Raw genomic sequence first — 20,452 nt, forward strand, 5'->3', positions numbered from 1 at the left:
CGGCCATGCGGCGGGACGGCGCCTGCGGGCCATGGCATCCAGCCGACTCCGGGGCGACGGCGACCGGCCAGGCCTGGCGGGTAGGTGTGAGGGGGCCGGATCGCGGCTACCGGGGCGCACCGGCAACCGCCTCGACCGCGTCGAGGGCGATCCGCCACGGATACCCTTCCGGACGCCGCTCTCCGGGCTGGTTCGGCACGAAGCCTCCCTCGCCGTACAGCACCGTGACGCCGGACTCGCGCAACACGGCGACCGACTGCTCGAACTGTGGGTGCTGCACGAAGGCCGCGTTCACACACGGCATCGCCACCATGGGGATCCGCTTTCCGACCCCTTCAGCGACGACGCCGACGACGAAGTTCGATGTCAGGCCCAGCGCCCACGAGTTGACGCTGTTGAAAGTGGCCGGCGCGAACAGGATCGCATCCGCCGGGGGCCACACGTCCGGCTCTTCCGGCCGCTTGTACTGCGAACGGACCGGGTGCCCGGTCAGCGTCGCCAGCCCCGACAGGGAATCGTCCAGCCATGACGCTGCCGTCGGCGTCAACCCCAGGCACACGTCCCAACCCCGGGCTTGCAGCGCCTCGATCACCGTGGCGACCTCGAAAACGGGCGGGGCCGCCGAACAGAACACGTACACAGTCCTCTGCGTCGTCATGCGAACCAGTTGATCACAGCCAACCGCCCCCGAATGCATGGGAATCGAGACGGAGCAGGCCCGGCAGCGGATCGCGCGAGTACCGTTTCACTTGACGAGTAGGGAACGGAGCTGCCATGGCGAGATCGGACGACCACACCGGCGCCCGCATCAAGGAGCAGCGGAAACTCGCTCGCCTCACGCAGAGACAGCTGGCGGATCGAATTCCGTACTCCTACAGCCTCCTCAACCAAGTCGAATGCGGCGCCAAACCGGCCACCATCGACCTGATCGCAGCTGTCGCGCACGCCCTCCGGATCGACGTCACCGTGCTGACGGGACAGCCGTATGTGACCGAACTCCAGCAAGACCGCCTCGCCGTACTCGTCCGGCCCATCCGTGAGGCACTCGACCTCTACGACCTCGGCGCCGATGACACCATTGAGGCCCGGCCCGTGGCCCTGCTCGTCACCGCAGCCGACCAGCTCTGTGCCGAAGTCAGAGCGACTCGTCTACGCAGTGCCGCTATGCAGCTCCCCACCCTGATCGCCGAGCTCACCAGCGCGGTCTGGAGGTCGCCCTGCACCGAACTCTGGCGGGCCCTCGCGTCGACGTACCGAACCGCGCACGACATCACCGTCAAGCTCGGTTACTACGACCTGAGTTCTGTCGCACTCGACCGGCTGGGTTGGGCCGCACACCGCGCCTCCGACCCCTGTCTCGACGGGTTGCGCCAGTACATGCGGGCCCTCGTATATTTCCGGGAAGGCGATTACGGCGTTGGTCAGCGGCTGATCAGCTCCGGCCACGGCATCCTCACCGCAGCGGACATCAGCCGTGAGAGCATCGCCGTGACCGGGCAGCTTCACCTTGGCGCCTCCGTCATCGCTGCCCGGGCACACGACAGCCACGCCGTCGAGACGCACCTGAGCGAGGCCGCCGGGCACGCCCGCCGTATCGGTGACGCCTCCGACGTCCACTGGCTGTCCTTCGGGCCGACCAACGTGGCCCTGCATCGCATGTCCGCGGCCGTCGAGATGCACCGGTACGACGACGCACTTGCCCAGGCCAAGAAGCTCAAGCCGCAGCTGCCGTCCGCGCTGGCCACCTCACGCCGCGCTCACTTCCTCGTCGACCGGGCCCGTTCAGAGATGGAGACTGGTCGGGCCGAGGCCGCGCTCTCATCCATCATCGAGGCGCGTCGCACCGCCCCCGAGCAGACTCGCTACCACCCTGGGGCTCGGGAGACCATCAAGGGGCTCGTCCATCTGTCCAGGCGCACCCCCGATTCCCTCGGCCACATGGCGGCCTGGATCGGCCTGTGACACTCGCGGCCTCACCTGCCGACGCTCACAAAACGTGAGCGTTCCGCCCTGGCGTGGCCGTCACGCTTGTCTCGTACCTGATCACTACCGACCCCAGGGACGGGACATGACCGACTCGACCTCAGCGACACGCGTGTGCTTCTACTGCCCGAAGCCGGGGGCGGACTGCTGTATCCGGCTCGCAGCAGCCATGCCCGGCAGGGCGCCGGTTCCGGTGTACGCCCACGCGGCATGCGCGGCGGCCCACGGCATCAAGCCCCTCTACTTCGAGACGGGCACCCCGCACACGGTGGTGGCGTTCCCGTGGGCCTAAAGCACTCCGGACCCATGCCCAGTCGGCCACCACCCACGGTTATGGTCACACCCTCGGCTGCTGCTGCGTGATGCAATGAATCCCGCCCCCGCCCGCGAAGATCGTGCGGGCGTCGACCAGGGTCACCGTGCGGTCGGGGAAGAGGCGGCGGAAGATGCCCGCCGCGTTTTCGTCGCGGGGGTCGTCGAAGGCGCACAGGACGACGCCGCCGTTGCAGAGGTAGTGGTTGATGTAGGAGTAGTCGACCCAGCCGTGGTCGTCCTGGACGACGGTCGGCGCGGGGATCTCGACCACTTCGAGGCGACGGCCGCGCGCATCGGTCTGGGAGCGGAGCAGCGCCACGTTCTCCTTGCAGAGCTCGTGGTCGGGGTGGGACGGATCGGGCTGGGTGTGGGCGACCACGACGCCGGGGCGGGCGAACGCGGCGACGATGTCGACGTGGCCGAGGGTGCCGTAGCCGTGCGGCGGGTAGTCGGCGGTCAGGCCGCGCCGCAGCCAGATCGCCTTGCGGGTGCCGAGCATGGCGTGGATCTCCGTCTCGACCTCCTCGCGGGTCCAGTGGGGGTTGCGCTCCGGGCCGAGCTGGACGGTCTCGGTGAGCAGCACCGTGCCCTCGCCGTCGACGTGGATCGCGCCGCCCTCGTTGACCAGGCGCGAGGTGTACGTACGGGCTCCCGCGAGGTCGGAGACGTGCGCCCCGATCTTCGCGTCGTGCTCCCAGGTCGCCCAGTCCTGCGCGCCCCAGCCGTTGAACGTCCAGTCCACGGCGGCCAGTTGGCCCTTGCCGTCGGTGAGGAAGGTGGGGCCGATGTCCCGCATCCACGCGTCGTCGAGTTCGCGCTCGACGAGGTCGATGTCGGGGCCGAGCAGCGCGCGGGCACCTTCGGACTGGCCGGGGCCGACCACCATGGTGACCGGCTCGAAGCGGCGTACCGCGCGGGCCACCGACGCCCAGGCGGCGCGGGACTGCGCGAGCTCGGCGTCATTGGGGAACGTGACGTTGGGGCCCGGCCACGCCATCCAGGTCCGCTCGTGCGGGGCCCACTCGGCGGGCATGCGGAAGCCGTCGGCGGCAGCAGACATCAGGGGTCCTTACAGGAAGTAGAGGCGGTTGAGGGAGACGGAGTCGGCCGGTTCGGAGCGCAGCGGGTCGCCGTCGAGGGTGACGAGCCCGGTGCGGCCGTCCACGCCGACGGCTCCGGTACGGGAGTTGAGGAGGAGGTCGGCCGGGCCGATGCCGCGGGTGCCGCGCACCGCGACCCGGCGCCGGCGGGTGGGCAGTTGGTCGGCGCCCTGGTCGAGGGCGGCCTTCGCCACGAAGGCGACGGACAGCTCGGCGGCCGTACCGCCGTGGGCGCCGAACAGCGGGCCGAGGACGAGGGGTTCGCAGGTGTCGGTGGCCGCGTTGGGGTCGCCGGTGACGCCCCAGGCGGGGAAGCCGGACTTGAGGACCATCTGCGGCTTGGCACCGAAGTAGGCCGGGCGCCACAGCACGATGTCGGCCATCTTGCCGACCTCGATGGAGCCGATCTCGTGCGAGAGCCCGTGCGCGATGGCCGGGTTGATGGTGAGCTTGGCCATGTAGCGCAGGACGCGCGCGTTGTCGTCGTCGGATCCGTCGCCCTCCAGGGGGCCCAGCTCGGCCTTCATCTTCCCGGCCATCGCGAAGGTGCGGCGTACGGTCTCGCCGGCGCGGCCCATGCCCTGGGCGTCGGAGGAGGTGATGCCGATCGCGCCCAGGTCGTGGAGCACGTCCTCGGCGCCCATCGTCCCGGCGCGGATGCGGTCGCGGGCCATCGCCGCGTCGCCCGGCAGATCGGTCTTGAGGTCGTGGACCGAGACGATCATGCCGTAGTGCTCGGCGACCGCGTCCCGTCCGAAGGGGAGCGTCGGGTTGGTGGAGGAGCCGATGACGTTCGGGACGCCCGCCATCTTCAGGACGTTGGGCACATGGCCCCCGCCGCACCCCTCGATGTGGAAGGCGTGGATGGTGCGGCCTTCGAGCACCTTCAGGGTGTCCTCGACGGTGAGGCATTCGTTCAACCCGTCGCTGTGCAGGGCGACTTGGACGTCGTGGTCCTCCGCGACGCGCAGCGCGGTGTCGAGCGCACGGGTGTGGGCGCCCATGTCCTCGTGCACCTTGAAGCCGCACGCCCCGCCCTCGGCGAGCGCCTCCACCAGAGGTGCGCCGTCGGAGGACGAACCCCGGCCGAGGAAGCCGATGTTGACGGGCCAGGCGTCGAACGCGGCGAAGGCGCCGCGCAGCGCCCAGGGCGAGTTGACGCCGACGCCCCAGACCGGGCCGAACTCCTGGCCGATGATCGTGGTGACGCCGGAGGCGAGGGAGGCCTCCATGATGCGCGGGGACAGCAGGTGTACGTGGGTGTCGACGGCCCCGGCGGTGGCGATGAGCCCCTCGCCGGAGACGATCGAGGTGCCGGTGCCGACGACCACGTCCACGCCGTCCAGGGTGTCGGGGTTGCCGGCCCGCCCGATGGAGCAGATCCGCCCCTCGCGGATGCCGATGGACACCTTGCGGATGCCCTGCACCGCGTCGATCACCACGACGTTGCTGATGACGACGTCGCAGGTGTCGCGCACGGCCGCGGCCTTCAGGTGCAGCCCGTCACGGGCCGTCTTGCCGAAGCCGGCCAGGAACTCGTCGCCGGGCCGCTGGGCGTCGGACTCGACCCGGACGGTCAGGCCCGAGTCCCCGAGCCGGATCCGGTCCCCGGTGCGGGGGCCGTGCACGGAGGCGTACTCGTACGGGTCCATCACTGCTCTCCCTCTCGCGGGCCGGCCGGGCCGGTTCCCAGATATCCGCAGGCGGCGGCCCTGCGCAGCGCTTCGTCCTTCGCGCCGGGCGCATCGAGGGGACCGTCCACCAGGCCCGCGAAGCCGATCGCGATCCGATCGCCGCCGATGGGCACGAGCCCGACCTCGGCGCTCTCGCCGGGCCCGAACCTGACCGAGGACCCGGCGGGCACGCACAGCCTCATGCCGTAGGCGGTCGCGCGGTCGAAGGCGAGCCGGGGGTTGGCTTCGAAGAAGTGGAAGTGGGAGGTGACCGAGATCGGCACGGTGGCGGTGTTGGTCACGGCGAGCCGCACCTCGGGGTCGGCCTCCGGGTACCCCGCGCCGGGCAGCAGGGCGCCGGGGGCGTCCTGACCGGCGGTGCCGCCGATGGGGTCGGACACCACCGCGAGCCGTGAGCCGTCGTCGAAGACGGCCTCCACATGGACCTCGGTGACGACGTCGGACACGCCGGGCAGCACGTCGTCGGGGCCGAGCACGGACCGGGCCGCCTCGATGGCCTCGGCGAGCCGCCTGCCGTCCCGGGCCGCCTCGCAGACGGTGTCCGCGATCAGGGCGGTCGCCTCCGGCACGTTCAGCCGGAGCCCGCGGGCCCTGCGGGCCCTGGCCAGTTCCGCCGCGCCGAACAAAAGCAGCCGGTCACGCTCGGTCGGGGTCAGTCGCACGTCACCACACCTCCTGTTTGAACGCCACTCTAACCAGAGATTTCTCAGACGGGAAGGATTGACGGCACTGCCGGGCATGGGTCACATTGAGCGCCACTCAAATCCCCCGACGAGTGAGAGGCACCGGCATGCTCATGGAACAGCGCGGAGTCGATACGGTCCCGGAGGCGGAACGCACCAGCGGCCCCCGCGACCTCGTCTCGATCCTGCTCGGCTCGAACCTCTGCCTCGGGGTGATCATCTTCGGCTGGCTGCCGGTCTCCTTCGGCCTCGGCTGGTGGGCCTCGGTCGGCGCGGTGACCGCCGGAACCGTGGTCGGCACCCTGCTCACCGCGCCGCTCGCCCTGGTGTCCCTGCGCACCGCCACCAATCTGTCGACCTCCTCGGGCGCCCAATTCGGCGTACGGGGACGGCTGGTGGGCTCGGTGGTGGGGCTGCTGCTCTCGCTCGGCTACACCGCGCTGACCGTGTGGATCGGCGGCGACGCGATGACGGGCGTCCTGCACCGCCTGTTCGGGCTGCCGACGGGCGGTCTCTCGTACGCCGTCGTGTACGCGCTGCTCGCCGTGGCCACCGTCGTCGGCGCGGTCTACGGCTACCAGGTGCTGCTGCGCCTCTCGCGCGTCCTGGCCGTCGGCATGACGGCGCTCCTGATCCTCGGAGTCGTCGCCTACGCACCGCACTTCACCACCGCCGCGCTGCCCGACGCCGGGGGCTATCTGCTCGGCTCGTTCTGGCCGACCTGGCTGCTCGCGCTGGTGGCGGCCGGGCTCAGCGGACCGATCGCCTTCATCACCCTGCTCGGCGACTACACCCGCTACATCTCACCCAACCGCCACCGCCCGCGCCGGGTGCTGCACGCCACCTGGCTCGGCCTGACGGCGGGCCTCCTCGTACCGCAGCTCTTCGGTACGTTCACGGCGTACGCGGCCCGCGCCGCCACCGACTACGCGGGCCCGCTGGTCTCGGCCGCCCCCGGCTGGTACCTGGTGCCGCTGCTGCTCTCGGCCTCGGCGGGGTCGGTGGGCAACGCGGGTCTGATGCTCTACTCGATGGGCCTGGACCTCGACGCGATCCTGCCGCGCGCCTCGCGCACCCAGGCGACGTTCGCGGTGGCGGCCGTCGCCACGCTGTGCGTCTTCGCGGGCCACTTCGCCTGGGACGCACAGGCCGCGATGACCTCGTTCGTGCTGCTGCTCACCGCGATCGGCACGCCCTGGGCGGTGATCACCCTGATCGGCTTCGTCCGCTGTCGCGGCGTGTACGACGCGGACGCCCTCCAGGTCTTCAACCGCCGCGCGCGGGGCGGGATCTACTGGTACCGGGCGGGCTGGAACCTGCGCGCGGTGGCCTCCTGGGCACTGGGCGCCGCCGTCGGCCTGCTCGCCGTCTCCCTCCCCAACTACCAGGGCCCGCTGCTGAGTTGGACCCGCGGGGTGGATTGCAGCTTCCTGCTGTCGGGCGTGGTGGGAGGCTTGGCGTATCTGGCGTTGACACTGCGTCAAGCACACGCGCCGGAGGGGCTGGATGTCGCGACCGAGGTCGGCGCCACATCCAGCCCCTCCGGCGTTTGAGGAGCGGTGGTCCGGGGGCGGGGCCCCCGGATATCACCTAGCCCAGCGGGTGCATCCAGCCGTGCGGGTCCGGGGCCTGTCCGGTCTGGAGGTCGAGCAGCGCCCTGCGGAGCTTCATCGTGACCTCACCCGGCTCGCCGTCGCCCTGCGTCCAGTGGTGACGGGCCGACTTCACCGAGCCGACCGGGGTGATGACCGCCGCGGTGCCGCAGGCGAAGACCTCGAGAAGCGTGCCGTTCTCGTTGTCGCGCTTCCAGTCCTCCGTCGAGATCCGGCCCTCGACGGCCTCGTAGCCGAGGTCGCGGGCGATCTTCAGGAGCGAGTCGCGGGTGATGCCGGGAAGCAGTGAGCCGGTCAGCTCGGGCGTGACGATCTTCCGCGAGCCGTCCTCCTGCGCGTACACGAAGTACAGGTTCATGCCGCCCATTTCCTCGATCCAGCGGTGCTCGACGGCGTCCAGCCAGACCACCTGGTCGCAGCCGTGCTGGGCCGCCTCGGCCTGGGCGACGAGGGAGGCCGCGTAGTTGCCGCCGGTCTTGGCGGCGCCGGTGCCGCCCTTGACGGCGCGCACGTACTCCTCGGAGAGCCAGACCGAGACAGGCTTGACGCCGCCGGGGAAGTAGGCGCCGGCCGGGGAGGCGATCACGATGAAGAGGTACTCGTTGGCGGGCTTCACCCCGAGGCCGACCTCGGCCGCGATCATGAAGGGGCGCAGGTAGAGGGAGGCCTCGCCGGTGGAGGGGACCCACGCCTTGTCCTGTTGGACCAGCGCGTCGCAGGCCGCGATGAAGAGGTCGACGGGGACCTCGGGCATCGCGATGCGGCGGGCGGAGGTCTGGAAGCGCTCGGCGTTGGCCTCGGGCCGGAACGTGGCGACCGTGCCGTCCGCCTGGCGGTAGGCCTTGAGGCCCTCGAAGATGGTCTGCGCGTAGTGCAGCGTCATGTTCGCCGGGTCCATGGACAGCGGTGCGTACGGCACGAGCTGGGCGTCGTGCCAGCCGCGCCCCTCGGTCCAGCGGACCGTCACCATGTTGTCGGTGAAGTGGCGGCCGAAACCGGGGCTGGCCAGAATCGCCTCGCGCTCCGCGTCGGACAGCGGGTGCGAGGTGGGCTTGAGCTCGATCGTGGGCGTCGTCATGAGTGCTGTGTCCTTCACCGGTGGATAGTGACGGACCGCGCTCACGCCGCTGCCTGTGCCTGGACGTCCGAGCTGCTCCGCTTGCCGCGGCCCACGTTCGATTATCGCTCCTGGTGGGCCTTGGTCATAACGGTGTGATGTGCGGTCCGGGATTGATGGTGTCACCCGGTGGCCACATGCGAAAAGCCGCCGGGTGCGAAAGGCGACCCGGCGGCTGGTGCGTACGGTTCGCGCGGGCTAGCCGGCTACGCGCGCGGCGAGCGCGTCGCCGATCTCGTCCGTGGTGCGGACCGAGTCGCCGCGGGCCGCCAGATCGGCGGAGACGGCGCTCTCGATGCGGGCCGCCTCGGGCTCGTAGCCGAGGTGGCGCAGCAGCAGGGCGACGGACAGGACGGTGGCCGAGGGGTCGGCCTTGCCCTGGCCCGCGATGTCCGGGGCGGAGCCGTGCACCGGCTCGAACATCGAGGGGAACTCGCCGCTCGGGTTGATGTTGCCCGAGGCGGCGACGCCGATGCCGCCGGAGACGGCCGCGGCGAGGTCGGTGATGATGTCGCCGAAGAGGTTGTCGGTGACGATCACGTCGAACCGCGCCGGGTCGGTGACGAGGAAGATCGTCGCCGCGTCCACGTGCAGATAGTCGGTGGTGACGTCGGGGAACTCCGCGGCCACCGCGTTGAAGACGTTGGTCCACAGGTGACCGGCGTAGGCGAGCACGTTGTTCTTGTGGACGAGGGTCAGCTTCTTGCGCGGGCGGGCCTGGGCGCGGGCGAAGGCGTCCCGGACCACGCGCTCCACACCGAAGGCGGTGTTGACCGAGACCTCGGTGGCGACCTCGTGGGGCGTCCCGGTGCGGATGGAACCGCCGTTGCCGGTGTACGGCCCCTCGGTGCCTTCGCGTACGACGATGAAGTCGATCTCGGGCTGTCCTGCGAGCGGGGTGGCGACGCCGGGAAGCAGCCTGCTGGGGCGGAGATTGACGTAGTGGTCGAAGAGGAAGCGGAGTTTCAGCAGGAAGCCGCGCTCCAGGACGCCGGACGGGACCGAGGGGTCGCCGATCGCGCCGAGCAGGATCGCGTCGTGCTGCTTGAGCTCGGTGACGTCGGCGTCGGTGAGGGTCTCACCGGTGGCGTGGTAGCGCCGCGCGCCGAAGTCGAACTCCCTGGTCTCCAGCTTCACATCCTGCGGAAGGACGGCGCTGAGAACCTTCAGGCCCTGGGCCACGACCTCCTGGCCGATGCCGTCACCGGGGATCACTGCGAGATTGATGCTGCGAGAACTTACCGACATGGGGGAACCCTACTGGTCGTCCCAAGCCCTGACACCCAATGTCCACACTGTGGACACCCCGGCCCGCGCCGCGCCCCCAGGCGGGCTGCCCTTGGCAGGGTGGCCAATGCGGGCAACCTCAGCCTGTCCGGCGATTGAGGACGAGCGCCCTTTAGGCGCGAACGGGGTCTGGGGCGGAGCCCCAGGAAACCCCGCTTTCTGGTGCGGGCCGTGCGTGGCTGGTCGCGCAGTTCCCCGCGCCCCTAGCGGCACCGGTGCTGGCCAGCACCTCAGCCCGTCCGGCGATTGAGGACGAGCGCCCTTTAGGCGCGATACGGGGTCTGGGGCGGAGCCCCTTAGCCCGTCCGGCGGAGGCGCGGGAAGCGCGTGGCCGTTTGTACGCCCGGAGTTCACCGGGCGGAGATGATCACGTCGCCTCGGAGGAGGACGTTTTCAGCCATGGACATCCCCCGATTCGGCATCCCCGACCGGCTCGCCGAGCGCATGAGCATGGCCGAGCAGCACGAGTACCTGAGAAGCAGGCTCAGCCGGCGCGGCCTGCTGCGCACCTCCGCCGCCACGGCCGCCGTCGCCGGGGCCGGCCTCGCGACGGCCGGAGCGGCCTCGCCCGCCTACGCCGCGCCCACCGCGCTCACCTCCACCTCCCGGCACGGCGTGGACGGTTCGCTGGCCGCGCCGTTCGGCCGCCACCTCGCGTACGGCGCCGACCCCAAGACCCAGATGCGGGTCTCCTGGCAGGTCCCGTTCGCGGTCAGGAAGCCGTACATCCGCATCGGCACGAGCCCCTGGTCGCTGAGCCGGAAGATCGACGCCGAGGTGCGTCATCTGACCACGCCCGCCCTGAACGGCGGCAAGATCGCGGCGGCCGAGCAGTTCTATGTGCACGCGGGTCTGGACCGGCTGCGGCCCGGCCAGACGTACTACTACGGGGTCGGCCACGACGGCTTCGACCCGGCGGACCGCCGCAACCTGGGCACCCTCGGCACCTTCACCACGGCCCCCGGGCACGCCGAGAACTTCACCTTCACGGCCTTCGGCGACCAGGGCGTCAGCTACCACGCGCTCGGCAACGACCAGGTGATCCTCGGCCAGAACCCGGCCTTCCACCTGCACGCGGGCGACATCTGCTACGCCGACCCGTCGGGTTCGGGCCAGTCCTCGGACCAGTACGACGCGCGCACCTGGGACCAGTTCCTGGCGCAGACCGAGTCGGTGGCCAAGGCCGTGCCGTGGATGGTGACCACCGGCAACCACGACATGGAGGCCTGGTACTCGCCGCAGGGCTACGGCGGCCAGAACGCCCGCTGGTCGCTGCCGGCCAACGGCCCCGACCCGGTGAACCAGCCCGGCGTCTACTCCTTCGTGCACGGCAACGTGGGCGTGGTGGCGCTGGACGCGAACGACGTCTCGTACGAGATTCCCGCCAACTTCGGCATCAGCGGCGGCAAGCAGACGACGTGGCTGGACAAGCGGCTCGGGGAGCTGCGCGCCGACCACGCCGTCGACTTCGTCGTCGTCTTCTTCCACCACTGCGCGTTCTCGACGACGAGCTCGCACGCCTCGGAGGGGGGCGTGCGCGACGCCTGGGTGCCGCTGTTCGAGAAGCACCAGGTGGACCTGGTGATCAACGGCCACAACCATGTCTACGAGCGCACGGACGCCATCAAGGGGAACAAGGTCGGCCGCAAGGTCGCCATCGGCGAGCGCACCGACCCCACGCGCGACGGCATCGTGTACGTCACGGCAGGCGCGGCGGGCCGTTCGCTCTACAGCTTCCCCGTGCCCGACTCCTACGAGGGGCATGTGGCGGACCGGGACAGCGTGAACACCTACCACTGGGCCAAGGGCGGCGCGAAGGTCACCGAGACCGTGGAGTGGTCACGCGTCCGCTACACCAACTACTCGTTCCTCGCGGTGGAGGTCGAGACGGGACGGCGGCCGAAGATGAAGGTCAGCGCGCTCGCCGAGACCGGCGAGCGCATCGACCACTTCGAGATCCAGCGCGGGCGTTAGCCGGGGCGGCCGGGCTCAGTGCCCGGTCGAGCCGCCGTTGTCCCTGCGGTCCAGCGCACGCTGGAGGGCGGCGGCGGCGTTCTTGCGGTCGGACTCGCTGCTGCGCGAAGAGTGACGGACTCGGCGGGCGGGCTGCTTGACCATGGGGATTCGACTCCTCTGCTGGGAGGTCCGGGGGCAGGCCCCGGCGGATGCAGTGAGGTGCCGGAAGGGGCGGGGAGCGCTGCCGCAGGGGTTGCCTGCCAAGGGGCACTGCGCTCACGACCGCCCTTCGCTGGATCAGCGAGACGTTCGGCTCCTACAAAGCTAAGCGCTCCACTGGAGTCTGTCTCCACAATTACTCGGACTTCCTACTATCTGAGACGGCGGGCCCCTGCGAGGCGATGCCGACGGGCCGCGCGCGGCCGGTGCGCACCGCGTCGCCCACCCCCGCGCGCAGCCGCAGCGCACCGAGGGCGGGCACCAGGCAGACCGCGCCGAGCAGGCAGAACGCCACGGCGTAGGGACCCGCCACGGTGTCGGTGAAGGCGCCGCCGAGGCGCAGCGCGACCGTGGCGACGGCCACCCCGAGCCCGGCCGCGAGCTGGTTGGCGGTCGCCGAGAGCGCGTTGGCGTCGCGCAGCCGCGCGGCGGGCACCTCGCTGAACGCGATCGTGGAGTAGCAGGTGAGGCCGAGCGAGCGGGCCGCGCCGCCGAGCAGGACCAGGGCGGCCGTCACGGCGAGTGGCGTGGACGGCGCGAGCAGGGCGCAGCCCGCGACCGCGAGGGCGAGGCCGACCGTGGAGACGAGCAGCAGCGGGCGGAACCCGAAGCGGTTGAGGAGGCCGGTGGTCGCGGGCTTGATCCCGATGTTGCCGACGAAGACGAAGAGCACCACCGCGCCGGACTTGACCGCGCTCCAGCCGAACACGTCCTGGAAGAGCAGGGGCAGCAGGAACGGCACGGCGCCGACGACGATCCAGAACAGCGAGCCGCCCGTCACGGAGGACCGGAACGACGCCACGTCCAGGGTGCGCAGATTCACCAACGGGTGTGCGGTACGCAGCAGATGACGCCCGGCCGCACCGAGTGCGAGGACGGCGAGCAGGGCGACGGCGGCGACCGGGCCCCAGCCGCTGTCGGTGTCGGCGACCAGGTGGGCCGACCAGGTGAGGGCGCCGAGACCGGTGCAGCCGAGCAGCACGCCGGGCACGTCGAGCGGCGGCGGGCTCGCGGTGGGCCCGGCCGCCACCAGCCGGCGGGCGACGGCGAACGCGAGGGCCCCGAGCGGAATGTTGACCAGGAACATCCAGTGCCAGCTGGCATAGGTGGTGAGCACTCCGCCGAGCAGCGGGGCGATCACGGGAGCCATCAGGCCCGGCCACACGATGTACGCCATGACCTTCGGTATGTCGGTCTTGGCGGCCCCGTCGAGTACGAGGAGGCGTCCGACCGGCACCATCATGGCGCCGCCGGCCCCTTGCAGGACGCGTGCCGCGACGAGCGCGGCGAGGCTGTCGCTCGCCGCGCAACCCGCGGAGGCGAGGGTGAACACCGCGATGGCGGTGAGGAAGACGCGCCGCGCTCCGAAGCGGGCGGTGAGCCAGCCGCTGAGCGGTATGAGCATCGCGAGGGTCAGCAGATAGACGGTGACCACCAGGCCCACGGAGGCGGGGGTGGTGTCGAGGGAGGCCGCCATCTGGGGGGCGGCGGTGGCCACGATGGTGCCGTCGAGCATCTCCATGAAGAAGCAGCCGGCGACGAGCAGGGCGGTGGCGCGCTGTCGGGTGTCGAGCATGGGGTTCAGCCTGAGGGCCGCCATTGCTGCACACAAGGTCCGATTACGCAGGCGAGGCGTGCGTGCCATGCAGCAGTGGGCCATACTCGGGGCATGGGAGCGTTGCCGGACATGAATCTGCTGCCCTCGCTCGACGCGCTGCTGCGGGCCGGGAGCGTGGCGGGGGCCGCCGCCGAGATGCGGATCTCGCCGTCCGCGATGAGCAGGACGCTGGGGCGGCTGCGCAGGGCGGTGGGCGACGAACTGCTCGTCCCCTCGGGGCGGGGCCTGGCGCTGACGCCGCGCGCCCGCGAGCTCCGGCCGTGCGTGGAGGCGGCGCTCGCCGCCGCGCTGGCCGCGCTGCGCCCACCGCAGGAGCTTGAACTGGCTACGCTGGCAAGGGAGTTCACCCTCCGGTCCAATGACGCCGTGGCCGTCATCTTCGGTTCGGCCTTGACCGAGCGGGTGGCGCGCGAGGCACCCCGGGTACGGCTACGGATCCTGCCGGAGGGCGACGAGAACCCGGCGGACCTGCGGGAGCTGATCGATCTGGAGGTGGGCCAGCTGGGCGAGGTGCCGCACGACGTCCACACGGCGCCGCTCGGCGCGTACGGCTACGCGGCCGTGGCGCGCGCCGACGGGCCCTGCGCCACCGAGCGGCTCACCCCCGAGCGGTTCGCCGCGCTCCCCCACATCACGGTGACCCGGCGGGGCCGGGTGCGTAGCGTGGTCGACGAGCGCCTCGCCGAACTCGGCCTGGTACGCGATGTGTTGGCGACCGCGCCGACCTACACGGCGGCCTGCTTCTTCGCGCTGCGCTCGGACGCGCTGGCCCTGGTGCCGAGACCGTTCGCGGTCGAGGCGGCGCGGGCGATGCCCCTTGCGGTCCTCGACATCCCGCTCGACCTGCCGGCCAACCCCTACGTCCAGGCCTGGCACAACCGGGTGGACGCGGACCCGGCGCACCGCTGGCTGCGCGGGGCCCTCGCGGACATCGTGGCGGGGCTCGACGCGGCGGGCGCCGGCCGGCCGTGACGACCCGGGGGCCCGGTTAGCGGCGATGACGCCCCCGGGGTCCGGTTCGCGGCGAGGACGACCCGGGCCGTGACGGTCCCGGGACCCCACCGCCCCCTGCGGGCCCGGTCACCCCACGCGACCCTGACGAACCATCAAAAACCCTGCCGTTGCACCCCTGTTCACATATCCATCGCCGTAGAGGTCTAGCTTCAGACCATTGCCCGGCGCCACTCTTGCGCTCGATGTGCCACCGGGGCACATGCGACCGAAGAGGCGGGCGGATGACTCCGATCAGTCGTAGAGGGTTCGTGGCACTCGGGGCGGGCGTCGCGGCCGGCGCCGTGCTGTCACCGGGGGCCGCCGGGGCCGCCGGGGCCGCCGGGCGAGTGGCCACCAGCACGGCGGCCGCGACGGCGACCGGCACCATCAAGGACGTCAAGCACGTGGTGATCCTGATGCAGGAGAACCGCAGCTTCGACCACTACTTCGGCCGCCTCAAAGGCGTCCGGGGCTTCGGCGACAAGAGCGGCATCCTCCTGCCGGGCGGCCGGCCCGTCTTCAACCAGCCCAACGGCGCCGGCCGCCAGTACCCGTGGAAGCTCAGCTCCACCCCGGCCTCGGGCGGCGCCGACGGCGAGACCCTCGCCCAGTGCGACGGCGATCTGCCGCACAGCTGGACCTCGCAGCACGCGGCGTGGAACAGGGGCCGGATGGACAGCTGGGTCGCGGGGGTCGGCAATGTGCGCTCGCTGGGGTACCTCGACCGCGGCGACATCCCGTTCCACTACGCGCTGGCCGACAACTACACCATCTGCGACGCCTACTTCAGCGCCACGCTCAGCGCCACCGGCCCCAACCGCACCTATCTGTGGAGCGGCCGGGTCGACGGCTCCAGCTACGACGGCGGCGACGAGTCGGGCCTGACCTGGGAGACCTTTGCCGAGGCCCTCCAGCGCGCCGGGGTCAGCTGGAAGGTCTACCAGAACGCGAACGACAACTACGGCGACAACGGCCTCGCGTACTTCTCGAAGTTCACGAGTGCGAGGCCCGGCGACCCGTTGCACGACCGCGGCATGGGTTCCGTCCCGGCGGCCACCGGCTCCACCCCGGACGACATCGCGGCCGCGATCAGGGCGGACGCGCTGGCCGGGACGCTCCCCCAGGTGTCCTGGGTGGTCGCCAACCAGGCCTTCTCGGAGCACCCCTACGCCCCGCCCGGCGACGGGGCGCACTTCGTCGACCTGGTGTACCGGGCGCTGGCCGCCGCCCCCGACGTCTTCGACTCGACCGTCCTGTTCCTGAACTACGACGAGAACGACGGCTTCTTCGACCATGTGCCGCCCCCGTCGCCGCCCGCCGGCACGGCCGGTGAGTTCCTGAACGGCGTCCCCTACGGACTGGGCTTCCGGGTGCCGATGATCGTCATGTCGCCCTGGACGCGCGGCGGTTGGGTCTCCTCGGAGGTCTTCGACCACACCTCGGTGCTGCGCTTCATGGAGAAGTGGACGGCGGCGCTCGGCACCCCGGCGAACTGCCCCAACATCAGCGCCTGGCGCCGCAAGGTCACCGGCGATCTGACCGGCGTCTTCGACTTCACCGCGCCGGTGTACGGCATGCCGTCCGGGCTCCCGGCCACCAAGGCGATCGGGATCGCCACCTGCGGCCCGCTGCCCAACCCCGTGCCGACCACCAACGCGCTGCCCGCGCAGGAGTCCGGCACCCGTCCGGCCCGCCCGCTGCCGTACCAGCCGGGTGGCGACCTCGACCGGTTCGAGTTCAAGACCGGAGGGCAGATCCTGGCCTGGTTCGGCATGTCCAACCAGGGCTCCAACGCCACCAGCGCCGCCCACTTCTCCCTCCACCCCAACGCCTACCGGGACACCACGCCCTGGCAGTACACGGTCGACGCGGGCTCCACCGCCACCGACTTCTTCCAGATCGGCACCGGCGCGGGCGCGGGCAAGTACGACTTCACCCTGATCGGCCCGAACCGCTTCCAGCGCCGCTTCGTGGGCGACGCGACGAAGGCGGGCAAGGACGTCGAGGTGGCGGCGCGCTACGCGGTGGAGCCCGGCACCGGCAAGCAGGCGGTGTGGTTCAAGATGAGCAACTCCTCGGCCTCCGCCGTGAAGTTCAGCATCACCTCGAACCAGTACCGCACCGGCACCTGGACGTACACCGTCCCGGCGGGCGGCTCCACCGAGGACTTCTTCAACGCGGTGGCGTACCAGAACGGCTGGTACGACTTCACCATCACGGCGGACTTGGACGCCACGTGGTCGCGCCGGTACACGGGCCACATCGAGACCGGCGCGGCCTCCGTCAGCGGCTGAGGCGGGTCTTCGCAGCGGGCCGGCCGGCCGCGGCGCGGCGGCGCCGGAAGCTATCAAGTCGCCCCGTAATCAGGGGAGTTGGACTGGACCAGGTTGACGCGCCAGACTGCCTCCATGCCCTCTCCCACGGAACAGCACTGGACCCCCGTCCACGGCGAGCCGTACCGGCCCGTCCCCTACCGACCGGCCCGGATGGCGAGGCCCGAGAGTCTGGCGCGCGCCGCCGAGCTGCGCGCGCGCATGGACGAGCGCCGCACCGTGCGCCGCTTCTCGCCCGACGCGGTCCCCGAGCAGGTCGTCCGTGACGCGGTCGCCTGCGCGGCGACCGCGCCCTCCGGCGCCCACCAGCAGCCGTGGACGTTCGTCCTGGTCAAGGACGCTGACGTACGGCGCAGGATCCGTGAGGCGGCCGAGCAGGAGGAGCGGATCTCCTACGACGGGCGGCTCGGCGAGGAGTGGCTGGCGGCGCTGCGCCCGATCGGCACCGACGCGGTGAAGACCCATCTCACCGACGCCCCGGTGCTGCTCGTCGTCTTCCAGCAGCGCTACTGGCTCGCCGAGGACGGCACCAAGCACAAGCACTACTACGTGGACGAGTCGGTCGGCATCGCGGTGGGTCTGCTGCTGTCCGCGCTGCACCAGAGCGGCCTCGCCGCGCTCGTGCACACGCCGAGCCCGATGCGCTTCCTCTCCGAGGTCCTTGAGCGGCCCGCGAACGAGAAGGCGTTCGCGGTGATCCCGGTCGGCTATCCGGCCGACGACTGCGAAGTCCCCGACCTGGTCCGCAAATCGCTCGACCAGGTCCTCGTCGAGGTCTGAGCCCCGCCGGGCCCGGCATGGAAACCGCCCCCGTCCTCGGTTGGGGGACCAAGGACGGGGGCGGGGTTCCGGTGCGACTACAGGTCAGCCCATGTGGGGGTAGGTGTAGTCGGTCGGCGGGACCAGGGTCTCCTTGATGGCGCGGGTCAGCGTCCAGCGCATCAGGTTCTGCGGGGCGCCGGCCTTGTCGTTGGTGCCGGACGCGCGGCCGCCGCCGAAGGGCTGCTGGCCGACGACGGCGCCGGTCGACTTGTCGTTGATGTAGAAGTTGCCGGCCGCGTAGCGCAGCTTGTCCATCGTGTACGCCGCCGCGGCGCGGTCGTTGGAGATGACGGCGCCGGTCAGGGCGTAGTCGGAGGCCGACTCCATCTGCTCCAGCATCTCGTCGTACTTGGCGTCGTCGTAGACGTGGACCGCCAGGATCGGGCCGAAGTACTCGGTCGTGAAGACCTCGTTGGCCGGGTCGGTGCACTCGATGACGGTCGGGCGGACGAAGTAGCCGACCGAGTCGTCGTAGGTGCCGCCCGCGACGATCGTGCAGGAGTCATCGGCCTTGGCCCGGTCGATGGCGGCCTTGTTCTTGGCGAAGGAGCGCTCGTCGATGACCGCGCCGATGAAGTTCGACAGGTCGGTGACGTCACCCATGGTGATGCCGTCGACCTCGGCCGCGAACTCCTCCTTGAAGCCGTCGTTCCAGATCGAGGCCGGGACGTAGGCGCGGGAGGAGGCGGAGCACTTCTGGCCCTGGTACTCGAAGGAGCCACGGGTCAGGGCGGTCTTCAGGACGGCGCGGTCGGCGCTGGGGTGCGCGACGACGAAGTCCTTGCCACCGGTCTCGCCGACGAGACGCGGGTAGGTGCGGTACTTCTCGATGTTGGTGCCGACCGTCTTCCACAGGTGCTGGAAGGTCTTGGTCGAACCCGTGAAGTGGATGCCCGCGAGGTCGCGGTGGTTGAGGGCGACCTCGGAGACGGCCAGGCCGTCGCCGGTGACGAGGTTGATGACGCCCTTGGGCAGGCCCGCCTCCTCCAGGAGGCTCATCAAGAGCACGGCGGCGTGGGTCTGCGTCGGGGACGGCTTCCACACGACGACGTTGCCCATCAGGGCCGGGGCGGTCGGCAGGTTGCCCGCGATGGCCGTGAAGTTGAACGGCGTGATCGCGTAGACGAAGCCTTCGAGCGGGCGGTGGTCCATGCGGTTCCACACGCCCGGGGAGTTCGCCGGGGGCTGCTCGGCGAGCAGGTTGCGGGCGTAGTGGACGTTGAAGCGCCAGAAGTCGACGAGCTCGCAGGGGGTGTCGATCTCGGCCTGCTGGGCGGTCTTGGACTGGCCGAGCATGGTGGAGGCGGCCAGCGTCTCGCGCCAGGGTCCCGCGAGCAGCTCGGCGGCGCGCAGGATGATCGCGGCGCGGTCGTCGAAGGACATGGCGCGCCAGGCCGGGGCGGCGGCGAGCGCGGCGTCGATCGCGTCCTGGGCGTCCTGCTCGGTGGCGTTGGCGTAGGTGCCGATGACGGCCTTGTGGTTGTGCGGCTGCACGACGTCGAAGCGCTCACCGCCGCCCATCCGCTTCTCGCCGTCGATGGTCATCGGCAGGTCGACCGGGTTCTCGGCCAGCTCCTTGAGCTTGGCCTCCAGACGGGCGCGCTCCGGGGAACCAGGGGCGTAGCCGTGCACCGGCTCGTTGACCGGGGCGGGGACCTGGGTCACAGCGTCCATGATTCCTTGACTCCTTCGTGAGACGTGGGGCGTGGGGCCTGAGGGGTGTTGGGGGGAACGGAGGAGGCTCGGGGCCTGTCCGAAAAGATCTAGTTCTTGGTGATCATCGACCGGACGAAGAAGAGCAGGTTGGCCGGCTTCTCCGCGAGGCGCCGCATGAAGTAGCCGTACCAGTCGGTGCCGTACGCGGTGTAGACACGCATCCGGTGGCCCTCGGCGGCGAGCCGCAGGTGCTCCTCGCTGCGGATCCCGTAGAGCATCTGGAACTCGTACTCGTCCAGCTTGCGCCCGGCGCGCCGCGCGAGCTCCTGTCCGATGGCGATCAGGCGCGGGTCGTGGGACCCGATCATCGGGTAGCCCTCGCCCTCCATCAGGATCCTCAGGATACGGACGTACGCCTTGTCGATCTCGCTCTTGTCCTGGTAGGCGACCTCGGCGGGCTCCTTGTAGGCGCCCTTCACGATGCGCACCCGGCTGCCCGCGGCGGCCAGCCGGCGGGCGTCGGCCTCGGTGCGGAAGAGGTAGGCCTGGATGACGCAGCCCGTCTCGGGGAAGTCCTTCCGCAGCTCCTCGTGGATGGCGAACATCGAGTCGAGGGTGGTGTGGTCCTCGGCGTCCAGGGTGACCGTGGTGCCGATGGCGGCGGCGGCCTCGACGACCGGGCGCACATTGGCGAGGGCCAGCTCGTGGCCGCCTTCCAGCGCTTGGCCGAACATCGACAGCTTCACCGACATCTCGGCCTTGGTGCCGTGGCCGAGTTCCTTCAGGCGCTCGATGAGCTCCAGATAGGCGTCGCGCGCGTGGGCGGCCTGCTCGGGAGTGGTGATGTCCTCGCCCACCACGTCCAGGGTGAGCTCCAGGCCCTTGCCGACGGTCTCCTCGACGATCGGGACGACCTGGTCGAGGGTCTCGCCGGGGATGAACCGGTTCACCACGGGCTTGGTCATCGGGGCGGCCGAAACAAGCTTGCGCATCTTGTCGCTGCGCGACGCGGCGAGGATCACGGGACCCAGCACGGGGCACCTCCACGGAAAGAACTAGACGG

The 20,452-nt window shown here is 70.9% G+C and carries 17 protein-coding genes; 7 read left to right on the forward strand and 10 right to left on the reverse strand.

Annotated features, from left to right (window positions below):
- Window positions 1–106: 106 nt before the first annotated feature.
- Entirely contained in the window at window positions 107–658 is a 552-nt protein-coding gene (locus tag DWB77_RS11735) for a flavoprotein (protein WP_120721212.1), read from the reverse strand.
- 116 nt (window positions 659–774) lie between these two features.
- On the opposite strand from DWB77_RS11735, the gene DWB77_RS11740 reads away from it, so the two are divergent.
- Entirely contained in the window at window positions 775–1,962 is a 1,188-nt protein-coding gene (locus DWB77_RS11740) for a helix-turn-helix domain-containing protein (RefSeq protein WP_120721213.1), read from the forward strand.
- A gap of 106 nt (window positions 1,963–2,068) precedes the next feature.
- On the forward strand, window positions 2,069–2,275 hold the full coding sequence (locus tag DWB77_RS37760) for a hypothetical protein (RefSeq protein WP_162952517.1): 207 nt from the start codon (window positions 2,069–2,071) through the stop codon (window positions 2,273–2,275).
- Between the two features lie 45 nt (window positions 2,276–2,320).
- On the opposite strand, the gene DWB77_RS11745 is transcribed toward DWB77_RS37760, so the two are convergent.
- Genes DWB77_RS11745 through ureA form a run of 3 tightly spaced genes read right to left on the reverse strand, consistent with a single transcriptional unit; the run spans window position 2,321 to window position 5,754 of the window.
- Window positions 2,321–3,358 carry an agmatine deiminase family protein gene (locus tag DWB77_RS11745; RefSeq protein ID WP_174248537.1) on the reverse strand — a complete coding sequence of 346 codons (1,038 nt, stop codon included), beginning with the start codon at window positions 3,356–3,358 and terminating at the stop codon, window positions 2,321–2,323.
- A 9-nt stretch (window positions 3,359–3,367) separates the two neighbouring features.
- A complete protein-coding gene (locus tag DWB77_RS11750; protein ID WP_120721215.1) occupies window positions 3,368–5,050 on the reverse strand; it encodes an urease subunit alpha in 1,683 nt (560 codons plus the stop codon).
- A complete protein-coding gene (ureA, locus tag DWB77_RS11755) occupies window positions 5,050–5,754 on the reverse strand; it encodes an urease subunit gamma (protein WP_120721216.1) in 705 nt (234 codons plus the stop codon). Before ureA ends, DWB77_RS11750 begins: the two co-directional genes overlap by 1 nt.
- Before the next feature lie 128 nt (window positions 5,755–5,882).
- Between ureA and DWB77_RS11760 the strand changes: the two genes are divergently transcribed.
- Window positions 5,883–7,328 (forward strand): cytosine permease, encoded by a 1,446-nt coding sequence (locus tag DWB77_RS11760; protein ID WP_120721217.1) that lies wholly within the window; start codon window positions 5,883–5,885, stop codon window positions 7,326–7,328.
- A 37-nt stretch (window positions 7,329–7,365) separates the two neighbouring features.
- Here the strand turns inward: DWB77_RS11760 and DWB77_RS11765 are convergent, their stop codons facing one another.
- Together DWB77_RS11765 and DWB77_RS11770 are read right to left on the reverse strand one after the other, a co-directional pair.
- On the reverse strand, window positions 7,366–8,466 hold the full coding sequence (locus tag DWB77_RS11765; protein WP_120721218.1) for a branched-chain amino acid aminotransferase: 1,101 nt from the start codon (window positions 8,464–8,466) through the stop codon (window positions 7,366–7,368).
- Window positions 8,467–8,703: 237 nt separating this feature from the next.
- Window positions 8,704–9,753, reverse strand: coding sequence for a 3-isopropylmalate dehydrogenase (locus tag DWB77_RS11770; RefSeq protein WP_120721219.1), 1,050 nt, complete (start codon window positions 9,751–9,753; stop codon window positions 8,704–8,706).
- 438 nt (window positions 9,754–10,191) lie between these two features.
- Here DWB77_RS11770 and DWB77_RS11775 point away from each other — a divergent pair, with 438 nt between their 5' ends.
- A complete protein-coding gene (locus DWB77_RS11775) occupies window positions 10,192–11,766 on the forward strand; it encodes a purple acid phosphatase family protein (RefSeq protein WP_120721220.1) in 1,575 nt (524 codons plus the stop codon).
- Between the two features lie 15 nt (window positions 11,767–11,781).
- Here the strand turns inward: DWB77_RS11775 and DWB77_RS39260 are convergent, their stop codons facing one another.
- Both DWB77_RS39260 and DWB77_RS11780 read right to left on the reverse strand, forming a co-directional pair.
- Window positions 11,782–11,910, reverse strand: coding sequence for a hypothetical protein (locus DWB77_RS39260; RefSeq protein WP_261714433.1), 129 nt, complete (start codon window positions 11,908–11,910; stop codon window positions 11,782–11,784).
- Between the two features lie 193 nt (window positions 11,911–12,103).
- The gene (locus DWB77_RS11780; protein ID WP_120727670.1) at window positions 12,104–13,543 is read right to left on the reverse strand and encodes an MFS transporter; all 1,440 of its coding nucleotides are present in this window, start codon (window positions 13,541–13,543) and stop codon (window positions 12,104–12,106) included.
- Window positions 13,544–13,636: 93 nt separating this feature from the next.
- Between DWB77_RS11780 and DWB77_RS11785 the strand changes: the two genes are divergently transcribed.
- The 3 genes from DWB77_RS11785 (at window position 13,637) to DWB77_RS11795 (ending at window position 17,691) form a co-directional block, all read left to right on the forward strand.
- Window positions 13,637–14,557, forward strand: coding sequence for a LysR family transcriptional regulator (locus DWB77_RS11785; protein WP_120721221.1), 921 nt, complete (start codon window positions 13,637–13,639; stop codon window positions 14,555–14,557).
- Window positions 14,558–14,820: 263 nt separating this feature from the next.
- Window positions 14,821–16,872, forward strand: a complete 2,052-nt coding sequence (locus tag DWB77_RS11790) for a phosphocholine-specific phospholipase C (protein WP_120721222.1) — start codon at window positions 14,821–14,823, stop codon at window positions 16,870–16,872.
- 114 nt (window positions 16,873–16,986) lie between these two features.
- Window positions 16,987–17,691, forward strand: a complete 705-nt coding sequence (locus DWB77_RS11795) for a nitroreductase family protein (RefSeq protein WP_120721223.1) — start codon at window positions 16,987–16,989, stop codon at window positions 17,689–17,691.
- 84 nt (window positions 17,692–17,775) lie between these two features.
- Here the strand turns inward: DWB77_RS11795 and pruA are convergent, their stop codons facing one another.
- Both pruA and DWB77_RS11805 read right to left on the reverse strand, forming a co-directional pair.
- Window positions 17,776–19,407: an L-glutamate gamma-semialdehyde dehydrogenase gene (pruA, locus tag DWB77_RS11800; protein ID WP_120721224.1), complete on the reverse strand. Its 1,632-nt coding sequence runs from the start codon at window positions 19,405–19,407 to the stop codon at window positions 17,776–17,778.
- Window positions 19,408–19,496: 89 nt separating this feature from the next.
- Entirely contained in the window at window positions 19,497–20,423 is a 927-nt protein-coding gene (locus DWB77_RS11805) for a proline dehydrogenase family protein (protein ID WP_120721225.1), read from the reverse strand.
- Window positions 20,424–20,452: the final 29 nt, after the last annotated feature.

Origin of the sequence: Streptomyces hundungensis, from assembly GCF_003627815.1 — a bacterium.
Classification (GTDB): domain Bacteria; phylum Actinomycetota; class Actinomycetes; order Streptomycetales; family Streptomycetaceae; genus Streptomyces; species Streptomyces hundungensis_A.